This window comes from Chitinophaga rhizophila, assembly GCF_019492185.1.
Lineage (GTDB): Bacteria > Bacteroidota > Bacteroidia > Chitinophagales > Chitinophagaceae > Chitinophaga > Chitinophaga rhizophila.
Genome location: NZ_JAICCF010000003.1, coordinates 1,208,438 through 1,222,066 on the forward strand (window position 1 = coordinate 1,208,438; position 13,629 = coordinate 1,222,066).

The following is a 13,629-nucleotide window of genomic DNA, read 5'->3' on the forward strand; positions in this document are numbered from 1 at the left end:
AAATCAGTGGAACAATGGTAAAAAATATAAGCACACAATAAAAAACCTGCCAGCTTTTGCAACTGGCAGGTTCTTTTGAAATGAGTTTATGTCAGATCAGAACCTCGGACAGAGAGTTCTGTATTTACTTCCTTCGCTGCGTCTATGTATATAGATAATAGAGAGCTCCATACCACCGCGATAGTTAGAAGCCGGCTTCAGTGTAGATACGTTCATGTCATAAGAAGCACCTATTGTGAAACCATTTATCTCCAGACCAATATACGGGTTGATCGCATCTTTCAGACGGTACCAGCTACCCAGATAGAAGGTAGTCGGATTTTCATCATCACCATTCAGGTTAAAGCCATAAGCACCACCAAAAGCAAATTCAGATGCAGTACTTTGTTTCATGTACAAGGCACTAAAGTGAATGCGGTTACCACCATTTACCGGTACGGAACCACCACCATGTGCAGTAAATCTGGATGTCAGACGGTTATTGTTCTGCGCCATGAATGTTTCAGTAGGCTGTGTGATGTGGTAATAAGATGCACCCACGTAGATATTAGAAGATTCACCCACCAGACCATTATACAGGATACCGATATTCGGATCAAAGTAAGAGATCGTAGGGTTGACAAATGTTTCACCGCTTGGGATTGCCGGATTGTAACCGTTATTATCAATCTGGTTCTCAAAAACCAGTTTGGTCTGATCCAGTCGTTTTTGTACCAATGTTGCCTGCAGACCAACTGCCAGGGTATGGTTACCTTCCGGATCTAAACCTTTATGATAGGCTGTACTGAAGCTCAGATATGTAGAAGTCAGTGCACCACCACCAGTTCTGTCGTACATGGCCATTACGCCAACACCCCATATATCAGTGTAAGACAACACATTCTTCAGAATGCCGAAGTCTACTGCCGCAGTTCCTGTAGTGAACGGAGTAGAGATACTTCTCCACTGTGAACGATAGTTCCCTGAGACACGAAAGTCGCCTGAAAACAGGCCGGTAAATGCCGGATTAAGTGTGAGTGGAGAGGCGAAGAACTGCGAAAAATGCGGGTCCTGCGCCCTGGCCGGGTTCATCAGATAAAGGGCAATCGTGAAAAACAGCAACACTTTTTTCATAAAACAATACTTATAAGTATAGGGTTTTCTCATGGTTCCATGTGAAGGTACACAATGCTACTCATATTTCAAATTAAAAATATATAACATTGAAGCTGAGAAATCCCTAAAGTGTTATTAATGAGTGACTAAAACGGCTAGTTTTTATTTGGTTGACTACTCAATTTTTTTTGATACTGCTCCTTTCTGATGATAATAGGCTTTTACTGCTGTATTTTGTTCCCAAATGCGAGATCTCCGGCGTCTCCGAGGCCTGGAACAATGTAGCCTTTGGCGGTCAGTTCATCATCGATGTCACCAGCCCAGATGCTCAGATTGTTATCGGCGTGTCTTTGTACATATTCAATTCCTACGGTACAGGCGATGGCTACTACAAGGTGTATATGTTTCGGTTTGCCCAGACTGTTCAGGTGCTCTATGGTCTTAACCAGGGAAGCACCGGTTGCCAGCATCGGGTCAGAAAGAATAATAACCTGGCCATCAATGGCGGGACTGGATACATATTCCAGATTAATATCGAAGGTGCCGTCGTGTTTGTGCTTACGGTAAGCAGAAATAAAGGCATGATCAGCTTTGTCAAAGTAGTTCACCAAACCCTGATGCAGGGCAAGGCCGGCTCTGAGGATGGTAGCAAGAACAGGCTGCTGTTTTAGTACCCGGCAGTTAGCAATTCCCAGTGGCGTCTGTATCTCCTTTTCTTCGTATTCCAAGGTCTTACTGATCTCATATGCTGCAATTTCACCCACCCTTTCCATATTACGCCTGAAACGCATACGGTCTGTCTGTACTTCAACGCTTCTGATTTCACTTAGCCATTCTCCTACTAACGAATTGGTGCTACTTAGATTCACTATCATGCATGCAAAATACCAAAATTTTCAAAGCCGGAAAATCTAAATAACAATAAAGTAACGAAAAGACCGGTCAAGGTATCCAAACCCTGACCGGTCCCGGGATAACAATGAAGAAAGACCGGTTAGAACGAACTATTTTGTACCATGATTGTTGCTGATTAATTGCGCTTTTTTGACTAGTTGGATAAATTCAGCTCTATACCCCTCTTCATCACTTCCACGGGCACTTCCGGCTATCTTCAGTACCTGCTCATAAGTCGCTTTACCCTTGTGTTCGGAATTACGTAGTAGCAGTCCGAAGTCAGCAACAGCTGTGGCCATACGGAAATCTTCCGGCGCATCCTTGATATCCTGCTGCTTCCATAATAGTACCTGCGTTACCAGCTGGCTCTTACTGGATTCCGGTGTTTTATACCGCATTTTTACAGTAAGTACTTCCGGACTGTTGTCACCAACGGCTTTGTTCTGCTGGTACTTCAACGGGTCAACAGCCGGCGTTCGGCTTTTACTGCCCACAGGAATGATCTCATACAAGGCTGTCACAGTATGACCTGCGCCCATATCTCCTGCATCTTTCTTGTCGTCATTAAAATCTTCATCCGCCAGCATCCTGTTTTCATAACCTACCAGCCTGTACGACTGCACATGTTTAGGATTAAACTCTACCTGCAGCTTTACGTCTTTGGCAATGGTAAACAATGTACTGCCAAATTCGGTGACGAAGGTGCGTCTGGCCTCTTCAAAATTGTCTATGTAAGCATAGTTCCCATTGCCTTTGTCGGCCAGTGTTTCCAGTTTGTTGTCCTTATAGTTGCCCATGCCGAAACCCAATACCGACAAGAAGATACCTTTCTCCCTTTCCTTTTCAATCAGGCGTTGCAGCTCTCCATCGCTGGATGCGCCAACATTAAAATCTCCGTCGGTAGCGATGATGACTCTGTTATTGCCGTTCCTCATGATATGGGCAGCAGCGGTCTCATAGGCCAGTTTGATGCCTGCGCTGCCTGCAGTGGATCCGCCTGCTTCCAGTTTATCCAAAGCATCCAGGATAGTGGTCTTTTCATTACCAGGTGTAGATGGCAGTACGAGGCCCGCAGCGCCGGCATATACCACTATAGCTACCCTGTCAGCAGGTCTCAGCTGGTTAACCAGTACCTTAAAGGCCTGCTTTACCAATGGCAGCCTTTGCGGACCTTGCATAGAGCCGGAAACGTCAATAAGGAATACCAGGTTAGATGGGGGCAGATTTTCTTTAGCCACCTCTTTCCCCTTCAGCGCAATACGCACCAGCTGATGTTCATTATTCCAGGGGCATACTGCCATATCTGTATGTATTGCAACCGGGTCATTGCCTGTGGGATTTTTGTACTGATAGTCAAAATAGTTGATCATTTCCTCCACTCTCACTGCATCAATGGGCGGCATATCTCCATTATTCAGAAAACGGCGCACATTAGCATAAGAGGCTCTGTCTACATCTATAGAGAAAGTACTAAGTGGGTTAGTAGAAACAGTATGGAAAGTATTCTCATTGATTGGGCTGTAGTCTTCTGTATTATATTCTGCAGCATATCCTTGTAAAGATCTTGAGCCATATAATGCCGGACTGGCCATTAATGCTTTACCCCGAATGCCTAACGATACTACAACCGTTTCCTGCAATGCATTATGGGAAGGTTTCAGCTTTATGTTGAGCGCAGATCCGGGTTTGAGCGCTTTCACCTGGAAGCTTTGCGTAATATATCCTATATACATCACCTGGATACTTGCAACATTGCTATCTAGTTCAAACATCGCCTTTCCGTTTTCATCAGAGACTGTACCCGCTATAACGACGCCTTTCTTACTACGCAGTTGTATGGTAACAGCAGGTAAAGGTTGATTATTGTCAGCATCAACGATGGTAGCCTTCACCTTACCAGCACTTCGTGATGATAGGGCAGATTGTGCAAATCCTTCAGTAGGTATACCCGTCTGGAAGTATATCATGAGGCCCAGGAGCAGGGTGGGAAGATGTTTGAGCATATTGCAGTTATTTTAGTCCGCTATCATGATGCTGCCGATATGGGTGATTCCATAAATGCCTGGAAAAATTATTTATCCGGAAATACGCCGGCGATGCTTACAAAGAAATTGCTGATTCCTGATTCCTAATTCCTAATTTTACCCTATGATTTATAATGTAATCGGCGTCACATCCGGCACGTCGCTGGCAGGACTGGATATAGCTTTCGCAGTATTGACAGAAGTACGTGGGAAATGGACATATGAAATAAAGGCGGCAGAACGCCTTGCTTATACCCCTGAGTGGGAAGAAAAACTCGGTAAGGCTGCTGAGATGCCTGCCCGTGATTATATGTTGCTGAATAGCGAGTATGGTCACTTCATAGGACAGGCTGTTAATCAGTTCATTACACAACATCAACTGGATCATAAAGTGCATTTTATAGCAAGTCATGGACATACCGCATTCCATGTGCCTGCACAGAAAATGACGGCCCAGCTGGGAGATGGAGCTGCTATTGCTGCATTGACAGGCATCTCTGTAATCAGCGATCTTCGTGCGATGGATATTGCGCTGGGTGGAAAAGGTGGTCCTGTATTACCAGTTGCAGAGCAGCTGTTATTTCCTGATTACCATTACCGGGTGAACCTGGCAGAAAATGCTACCCTTGCTGCACAGTCAGAAGGTCAGCTGATTGCTTTTGATATCTGTCCATGCAATTATGTGCTGGATACACTGGCCGGTATGCTGGGACGTGCTTTTGATGATGAAGGTAAACTTGCTGCAGGCGGCGTAACTGATCAGCGTCTGCTGGATACATTGAACGGACTCGCTTTCTACAGTCAAAAATATCCCAGAACTTTAGCTGCGAAATTTGGTACTGGTACTATTCTGCCAATGATACAACAACACCAGTTGTCTACGCAAGGAAAATTGAATACTTATACGCATCATATTGCCGCTCAGGTGGCAGCAGCTGTACAGCAACTGCAAGCACCACAGGAAGGCGCTTCTAATAACTTGCTGCTGACAGGCGGTGGTACTAAAAACGCATACCTGGTACAGGCTATCCGCGAAGCAGTACAACCATTGAACATCAATGTTACTGTGCAGGAAGAGCCATTCCGTAATGCATTAATGGTTGCATTACTGGGCGCTTTGCGCTGGAGACAGGAATCTAATGCTTTCGCATCTGTGACGGGTGCAGAGAAGGATAGTGTGGGTGGTGCTTTATGGGCGGTAGAATAAAATGAATGCAGGCATAACAGCGCCTCTGCTGGTATGCCTGCATTCATTCAGATTGTTATATCACAGCCGCTGTAAAGCTGAAACTGTCGCCATCAAACAGACCTTTGTCACTTAACTTCAGATGTGGGATCACCAGCAGTGCCATAAAAGATAATGTCATGAACGGTGCATCCAGCTTACTTCCCAAAGCTTTTGCTGCTTTATCCAGCTCACTATATTGAGCAGCTACTTCATAGCCATCCAGATTACTCATTAATCCTGCAACTGGTAAAGGCAATATCTTTACCTCACCATCTACCGCCACACTTACGCCTCCTTTATGTGCAATGACTGCATTAACTGCCAGCGCAATACTTTCATCATCTGCACCAACTGCAATGATGTTATGACTGTCATGTGCAACGGAAGACGCGATAGCACCATGTTTGAAACCGAAGTTCCTGATAAAGCCCAGTGCAGCAGGAGCAGGCGTGTATCTGTTAACTACAGCCAGCTTCAGTATGTCTTTTTCTGTAGAGGAAAACAGCTGATCATCTGTTACAGGTAGTGTTTCAATGAAGCTGTTAGTGATCAGCTGACCATCCAGTGCTTCAATCACTTTTACTTTAGTAGTCATGCCACTGGCAGTAATACGGAAATCGCTGGTAGATCGCTGTGCACATTCAAAGTTATTGATAACTGGCGCGATGACTGAAGGTATTAATGTTTCGCCATTCTGCGCGACCAGCTGTCCGTTGATATAGGTTGCTTTGATGTTAAATGTATCAGGATGATCAGCAACGATAAAGTCAGCAGTATCCCCAATGCGTAATAATCCAGCGGGTATTTTATAATGCAATACAGGGTTCACACATGCAGCACGTAATACTTTAAACAGGTCAATCTTCAGGGCGAGTGCTCTTCTGACCAGTGCATCGATGTGCCCTTCCACGAGATTGTCCGGATGTTTATCATCACTGCAGAACATAATCTTTTCCGGATGATCGTGCAGCAATGGTATCAATGCATCAAAGTTACGTGCAGCGCTGCCTTCCCTGATAAGGATATGCATACCATGCTGCAGCTTGTCAAGTGCTTCTTCAGCTGTGAAGCATTCATGGTCAGTGCTGATGCCGGCAGCAATGTACTTCCTTGCATCTTCTCCGCGCAGGCCTGGGGCATGTCCATCTACCGGTTTCCCGATACGTTTTGCGGCAGCTATTTTAGCCATTACGTCCGGTTGTTCCTGTAACACGCCGGGAAAGTTCATCACCTCTGTCAGATAAAGTATTTCCGGCTTTTGTAATAGTGCTTCTACATCTGCCACAGTAACCTCTGCGCCGGCAGTTTCAAAGATCGTTGCCGGTACGCAGGATGGGGCACCAAAGCAAAATTTAAAAGGAACAGTTTTGCCATTTTCAAGCATATATTCCACACCACTTACACCGAGTACATTTGCTATTTCATGCGGATCGGAAACAGTGGCAACAGTACCATGCACTACTGCTAATCTGGCAAACTGGGAAGGCGTCAGCATTGAGCTTTCCACATGCACATGCGCATCTACAAAGCCGGGTAGCAGATATTGCTCGTGTGTGATGGTATCTTCTGTAATATCTGTAATGATACCATTTTCAACAGTGACAGTAGCAGGATAAATCTTCTGTTGCAGTATATCTATCAGGTTACCGGATATCTGAAATGAGTTTGTCATCAGCGAATGATTTTAGGATGAATAATTCTGCAGCATAGATTTTGCTTCCGCTGCGATTTTCTCTGCCAGTACTGCTGGTTGCAACACTTTTACATTCGCACCATAACTCAGCAGGAGCATCTGTAGTTCGTGATTGATCACAACCCGCAAAGATATATGGCATTCTTGATCTGTATCTTTTTCAATCTGCTGTGAGGGATGTATCGGCTGCGATTTTATGTATTTGCCTTGCAGCGGAGTAAATGCCAGTACTACTTTCTCAGGTTCACCCTGTGGCACAGTTACGCCGATGGCATGTTTGTAATAACTGGCATCATCAAAGTTCTTTTCATCAAACGTTTTGCTGGTTGGCCATATGTCTACAATCCTGTCCAGTGCAAATGTCAGCAGTGTACCACCTTTTGCTTTCTGGCTTTTACCAATCAGATAGAAGCGGTACTGGTATTCGCGCAGGTGGTAAGGCTCTACCCAATGTTCTTTTGGTTCATTTCTGTCAAAGCTCTGGTAGGCAATACGGATGACTTCTCTTCCTTTAATGGCATCAACGATGAAAGGAATATGAGCAGCGCCTTTGTATTGTGTGGCGCGTGCAAACTTTATCAGTCCTTTATGCTCCAGTACTTCCCTGTTTTTTTTCAGGCTGTTTGCTATTTTCAGTATAGCATCTTCAAACTGCACAATAACAGGCAGACTACGGAATTGTTCCAGTATACCGATCGCGATTTCCAACCCCTGCAAATCCGCTTCATCGATCGGCAGACTGTTAATAGAATATGTTTCGTCTTCGTAGCGATAGGTGCCTGTACTACGGTCGTACAGGATAGGCGCCTTATAATTCAATTCGGGGTCATGGCGCATGTCCTGGATATCTTTCTGAATGGTACGGGTAGAAATGGTGGCATCCATTTTCCCGGATACAAATTCAATAAGGTCCTCCAGGGTGGGTTTTCTCAAACGCTTGTTGCGTAAACGCTCGTCTATCCAGCGATAACGCGAAACAGCATCCTTGTTTTTAGGCATGCATTCAATTATTTAGAGGATAAAAATAGTTAAAATTCGCTACGCAAATTCTCTGCGTTTTGCCTGGGTATCTTTGTATTGTTATCAACAATGATTCAGTTATGAAACAGATAAATACCGCTATAGTAACCACCTCGCAGGCTATATCAGTTGGTCAGATCATTCTGGATGATACCAATTATTTAACATTCTGGGGGCACATCCAAAGAGATGATACCTGGCAACGTTGTGACTTTATAACGACGTATGAAGTGTTAAATACGATGTTGCGCTATGTGCAGGACAGGAGTGATGCTGTGCAGATGACAATCGTGCACAAGTTGGAGAATATGGAGCAGATACCTGATATGATTGATCTGGAGATGGAGCTTGGAAAGGCGGTATTATTTGATAACATGTATTTCAGGTTAACCCTGCCGGCAAATCGTGAAAATGAACGCTGGGCTGAGTACACAGCAGGAGAATGCTACTATATTGAACAAGTTACCCCATTACCATCTGCCCGGGTACCGCAGTACGTCAGACAAATAGACCATTGTATGGAAATGCTTCATAAGAGCTATGAGCTGTACCTCGGGTATATTGAGCTGGAGTTTGATGAAGACGGTGCGCGTAAGAAAGCGGATCTGGCAGATGACCTGAAGTTTACACTGGCATATTATGCATGGAAAGAACGAACCTCATAAACTCGTACCCCTGCTATCCTCATGAACCCCTAATTACCCCTGAAAAACCCTGATAACCCCGAAAAAGCGACCCGGTAACCCCTGACGGTGTTGTGTTGCGCTTTAAGTAAGCGTTATCCCTGATACCTTTTGCGTCCAGTTGTTTGTTTTAACTCCGCCCCGCCTGATTCACAGGTGGGGAATTTTTTTTTGAAAAATAGTTGTAAAGTCTATAATATTTGTAGGAAATTCCTATTTTTGATTACTCTAAAAAATTGCACTTATGGGTTTAAGATTAGGCGATATAGCTCCGAACTTTCAGGCGAAGACTTCACAGGGTGATATTGATTTTTATGAGTTCCTGGGTGATAGCTGGGGTGTTTTGTTCTCCCATCCTGCAGATTATACTCCAGTGTGTACTACCGAATTAGGTAAAACCGCACAACTGAAAGACGAATTTGCAAAACGCAACGTAAAAGTACTAGCCCTCAGCGTAGATCCACTGGATAAACACCTGGGCTGGATCAATGATATTAACGAAACTCAGAATACCAATGTAGAGTTTCCGATTATTGCAGATGAAGACAGGAAAGTTTCCGATCTTTACGACATGATTCACCCGAATGCATCAGAAACCTTCACCGTAAGGTCCCTGTTTGTAATCGGACCAGACAAAAAAGTAAAGCTGACAATTACATATCCGGCTTCTACCGGTAGAAATTTCCATGAGATTCTCCGTGTAATTGACTCGCTGCAGCTGACTGCTAATTATAGTGTAGCAACTCCTGCAAACTGGGTTGATGGTGAAGATGTTATCGTGACTGCTGCGGTTAAAACCGAAGACATTCCCGGTCGTTTTCCTAAAGGCCATAAGATTATTAAGCCTTACTTAAGAACAACACCGCAGCCAAATAAATAAAGTAGCGGCTTGTTATAAGTGGGCATTCATAAAAATGTTCGTTTAAAACCTGCGCAGCAATGTGCCAGGTTTTTATTCATAAGAGTTTTTAATGGTTGGTTTTTGATTTTTACGAAACGGGGATTTCTCCCCGTTTTTTCTTTTTATACCCTTTCCCCAGCTCAAACTTTCGTTTAAACAGGTATAATGTCTTATATCTAACCTGCACTAATTCATCACTTCAAGGTCACCTCAATATCCCCGGGATATTGAGGTGACCTTGAAGTGCCCTTTTGGTGCCAGGATGATGTAAAACACTAACAATAACCAGACAGACAACTGTCGTCGCAATCAGCTTAGCCGGATCATGGATTATTTCCGGGGCAAGGGCGATGTAAAAGATTCATTATCAATGATGAAAAGTCGATGAAATGCAATGCTTTGCATGTAAATGATTTGCTGGACACCCACGTTATTACTCGGCCAGCTTTATCAACCGAAACAATAGGGCATAAAAAAGGCGGTTTCTTTCAAAATCGCCTTGCTAATCAATATCTTATGCTTACAACACCAGCTCTGTACTTCTACCGGTATTTTTACGTAACTGCGTCACAACTGCCTGAATATCTTTAGGTAATGGCGCTTCAATCACATGTTCTTCCCCCTGCTGATCTTTAAAGTGCAGCTGCCATGCATGTAGGGCAAGTCTGCTCAACAGCGGACGTTCTTCCTCTACACGCTTACCTAGCTTGTAATTTTTCTTGATAGCAGAAAGGAAAACAGGTGTTGCTGTACCATACAGCTCATCCACTGCAATAGGGTGGCCTATATGTTTCATGTGTACACGGATCTGGTGCGTACGGCCTGTGTGAATCTGTATCTTCACCAGGCTATAAAGACCAAATGCCTCTTCCACTTCATATTCACTCAGGGCATTTTTACCTTTCCTGTTAGTTACCATTTTGCCTTTGATAGTCGGATGCTCCATAATTGGCTCATCCACAGTACCAGTAGCAGGGTGTAACTGTCCGTTTACCAACCCTTTATAGAATTTCTTCACATTACGGCCTTCAAACAGTTGTGAGTAATATTTGTGAGCCACTTCATTTTTGGCAAACAGAATAACACCACTGGTGTCTTTGTCCAGGCGGTGTACAGTGAATATTTCTCCGAAATGTTTTCTCAGCATTCCCTGGAGGGATTGTAGCTGATTGTCATGCCTGTCCGGAATGGTCAGGGTGCCCGCAGGTTTGTTGATAATAACAAAGTCTGCTGTTTCTTTTATGATAATATCGTTAATACGCATAGTTTACTTAAAGTGCTTCAGAAGGATGATTTCTTTTTCAGTCAGGAAACGCCATTTACCACGATTGATATTCTTTTTGGTAAGGCCGGCATAAGTAACACGATCCAGCTTTTCTACCTCGTATTCCAGGTGTTCGAAGATGCGACGTACGATACGGTTTTTACCACTGTGAATCTCAATACCTACCTGCGTTTTGTCTCCTGCTTCCACATAACCCAGCGCATCTACATGTGCTACGCCGTCTTCCAGCGTCACACCCTGAAGAATGTTCTCGAAGTCAGCTTTTGTAAGCGGTTTGTTCAGTCCGACGTGATAGATCTTTTTAATATTATGCTTTGGATGCGCAAGTTTCTGCGCCAGTTCACCATCATTGGTCAGCAGCAGCAGTCCTGATGTATTACGGTCCAGACGGCCTACAGGATATACGCGCTGCTCCTCTGTGGTAGCATCCTGAATCAGTTCCATCACTGTTTTACGGCCTTCAGGATCATCTGTCGTGGTGATATACCCTTTTGGTTTGTTCAGCAGTATGTACACCAAGTTTTTCTGGATGCTGATTCTTCTGTTATTGATCGCCACTTCGTCTTTTGCAGTTACCTTGAATGCAGGCTCAGTCACGAGCGTTCCATTCACGGTCACTTTTCCTTCTTTTACGAAGTCTACGGCTTTCCTGCGGGAGCAGAGTCCGGAGTGAGCGATGAATTTGTTCAGCGGCATTTCACCCGGAACGCTATTGCTATCTTCTTTCTTTGAGAATTTTTTACCGAAGTTATCATCTTCATGTCTGGCTTTTCTCGCAGCTAACTTACGATCTTGTTTGCCCGCAAAGCGTTCATTTGCAGAATCGAAGAACTTTTTGCGGTTAAAGCCGCTGGGAGTAGAGCGCTCATCTTTGTTACCGCGCTTGAAACTTTTCTTTTCGCCGGCACCATGGAAAGCGCTGTCATCAGCCTGTTGTGGCTTTGGTTTGAAAGGCGTTCTGCCGCTTGCTGTCTTGCGCACAGGTTCTATACGACGTCTGCGGCCATTCTCATCTCTTTCAGTAGGTTTAGGAGTTGCCTTTTCACTACCGCCTGGTTTAGCGAATTTGCGGGAACGTGGTGTTTCCTCACCTTGATCCTTACGTTCGGTGCGGAAAGGACGTTCGCTTCTTTCAAACTTGCCACGGCCTGTTGCTTCGTTATCCTTCTCTTTGCGTTCGCTACGGAAAGGACGTTCTCCTCTTGGAGATTCGCTACGGGAGGGTCGTTCTCCTCTTGGAGATTCGCTACGGGAAGGTCGTTCTCCTCTTGGAGATTCGCTACGGAAAGGGCGTTCTCCTCTTGGAGATTCACTACGGAAAGGACGGTCACCTTTAGAGGAATCGCCGCGTCCTTTACTGTCATCATCATTTCTTTTACGGTCAGTGCCACCAGAGCGCTGGCCGCCTTTATTTGAACTGCTGTTCTTATTTTCCTTGAAAGGGGAAAATCCTTTCTTAGCAGGTGTATTTTTTCTCATCTGTTTGTTTTTGTAATTGTTTGCAGGGTAACTGATCAACCTTTATTAGCCAACTGGCCACAGGCCGCATCTATGTCTTTACCACGACTACGGCGCAAGCGGGCATTTACCTTGTTTTTAGCAAGGTATTCCATGAATGCCTCAGCAACGTCTTCGTCCGGCTTCATAAAGCGGGCATTGGATATTGGATTGTATTCAATTATGTTGACCAGGTCTGCAGGTACCTGGCGGTATATGCGGATCAGCTCATCGGCATCTTTGAAGGAGTCATTGAAGTCCTTGAAAAGGATATACTCGAATGAGATCTGGTTTTGTGTCGCTTTGTAGAAGTAGTTCAGCGCTTCAATCAGTACCTTAAGGTTGTTAGTATCATTGATAGGCATAATCTGGCTGCGTTTTTCATCGTTGGCAGCATGCAGGGATAATGCGAGGTTGAACTTAACTTTATCATCTCCCAGCTGGCGGATCATTTTGGCTACACCGGCAGTAGATACGGTGATTCGTCTTGGGGACATGCCAAGACCATCCGGGGAGGTAATACGTTCGATAGATTTCAGTACATTCTTGTAGTTCAGGAGGGGTTCGCCCATACCCATGAACACAATATTGCTGAGTTTCTTGCCGTAAGCTTCCATAGCTTGCTGGTTTAGCATAGCTACTTCATCATAAATCTCGTCATATTCCAGGTTACGCTTACGGTCCATATAACCTGTTGCACAGAATTTACAGCTAAGGCTGCAACCCACTTGTGATGATACGCAGGCAGTCTGCCGGGTATCCGTAGGAATCAGCACACCTTCTACCAGGTGACCGTCATGCAGGCGGAAGCGGCTTTTGATAGTGCCGTCATCGCTATGCTGAGTAGTATCTGTAGAGATAGCCGGAAGTGTAAAATGTTCTTCCAGTTTAGTGCGTAAGTCTTTGGAAATGTTGGTCATAGCGTTGAAGCTGGTAGCGTGTTTCAGCCACAACCATTCATACACCTGTTTGGCGCGGAAGGGTTTTTCATCTATAGACCCAAAGTATTCCTGTAATTCCGGTAAGCTGAGATGCCGGATGTTTGTTTTGCCCGATTTCATTCCTGACCTTTAAATGAGATAATGTCTGCCTTACGGCAGTCGGTAGTAAGCCGCAAAGGTACATTATTTTAACGCACTGACCATCAAAGGGGGCCAGTCGCCCGTATTTCCCTGGGTTAGTGGCTGGTTAGCCGGCATCTGACGCAGGATTCGCGGAATACAGGAGAGGAGTAGTAGCGGGTAGCAGTCTGCCGCAGATACACGCTGGTATTCACTGCATTGGTATTAAGTCCGATTCACCTACATTT

General features: G+C 44.8%; 11 protein-coding genes. 3 read left to right on the forward strand and 8 right to left on the reverse strand.

Annotated features, from left to right (window positions below):
• Positions 1-96 precede the first annotated feature (96 nt).
• From K1Y79_RS19540 to K1Y79_RS19550, 3 genes are all read right to left on the reverse strand, one after another.
• Positions 97-1,113, reverse strand: a complete 1,017-nt coding sequence (locus tag K1Y79_RS19540) for a PorP/SprF family type IX secretion system membrane protein (RefSeq protein ID WP_220251842.1) — start codon at positions 1,111-1,113, stop codon at positions 97-99.
• Between the two features lie 203 nt (positions 1,114-1,316).
• On the reverse strand, positions 1,317-1,970 hold the full coding sequence (gene upp / locus K1Y79_RS19545) for a uracil phosphoribosyltransferase (protein ID WP_220251843.1): 654 nt from the start codon (positions 1,968-1,970) through the stop codon (positions 1,317-1,319).
• 129 nt (positions 1,971-2,099) lie between these two features.
• Entirely contained in the window at positions 2,100-3,992 is a 1,893-nt protein-coding gene (locus K1Y79_RS19550; protein WP_220251844.1) for a YfbK domain-containing protein, read from the reverse strand.
• A 145-nt stretch (positions 3,993-4,137) separates the two neighbouring features.
• On the opposite strand from K1Y79_RS19550, the gene K1Y79_RS19555 reads away from it, so the two are divergent.
• On the forward strand, positions 4,138-5,220 hold the full coding sequence (locus K1Y79_RS19555; protein WP_220251845.1) for an anhydro-N-acetylmuramic acid kinase: 1,083 nt from the start codon (positions 4,138-4,140) through the stop codon (positions 5,218-5,220).
• Positions 5,221-5,275: 55 nt separating this feature from the next.
• Here K1Y79_RS19555 and ade read toward each other — a convergent pair whose 3' ends face one another.
• Together ade and K1Y79_RS19565 are read right to left on the reverse strand one after the other, a co-directional pair.
• Entirely contained in the window at positions 5,276-6,913 is a 1,638-nt protein-coding gene (ade, locus tag K1Y79_RS19560) for an adenine deaminase (RefSeq protein WP_220251846.1), read from the reverse strand.
• A gap of 12 nt (positions 6,914-6,925) precedes the next feature.
• Complete coding sequence (locus K1Y79_RS19565) at positions 6,926-7,933, reverse strand: helix-turn-helix transcriptional regulator (RefSeq protein ID WP_220251847.1); 1,008 nt, start codon at positions 7,931-7,933, stop codon at positions 6,926-6,928.
• Positions 7,934-8,034: 101 nt separating this feature from the next.
• Between K1Y79_RS19565 and K1Y79_RS19570 the strand changes: the two genes are divergently transcribed.
• The gene (locus K1Y79_RS19570) at positions 8,035-8,619 is read left to right on the forward strand and encodes a hypothetical protein (protein ID WP_220251848.1); all 585 of its coding nucleotides are present in this window, start codon (positions 8,035-8,037) and stop codon (positions 8,617-8,619) included.
• A gap of 262 nt (positions 8,620-8,881) precedes the next feature.
• Positions 8,882-9,517 (forward strand): peroxiredoxin, encoded by a 636-nt coding sequence (locus K1Y79_RS19575; protein ID WP_220251849.1) that lies wholly within the window; start codon positions 8,882-8,884, stop codon positions 9,515-9,517.
• 541 nt (positions 9,518-10,058) lie between these two features.
• Here K1Y79_RS19575 and K1Y79_RS19580 read toward each other — a convergent pair.
• From K1Y79_RS19580 to rlmN, 3 genes are read right to left on the reverse strand one after another with little or no spacing between them, the layout of a single operon-like run.
• A complete protein-coding gene (locus tag K1Y79_RS19580; RefSeq protein WP_220251850.1) occupies positions 10,059-10,802 on the reverse strand; it encodes an RluA family pseudouridine synthase in 744 nt (247 codons plus the stop codon).
• 3 nt (positions 10,803-10,805) lie between these two features.
• Entirely contained in the window at positions 10,806-12,302 is a 1,497-nt protein-coding gene (locus K1Y79_RS19585; protein ID WP_220251851.1) for a pseudouridine synthase, read from the reverse strand.
• A 35-nt stretch (positions 12,303-12,337) separates the two neighbouring features.
• A complete protein-coding gene (rlmN, locus tag K1Y79_RS19590; protein ID WP_220251852.1) occupies positions 12,338-13,381 on the reverse strand; it encodes a 23S rRNA (adenine(2503)-C(2))-methyltransferase RlmN in 1,044 nt (347 codons plus the stop codon).
• Between the last annotated feature and the right edge of the window lie 248 nt (positions 13,382-13,629).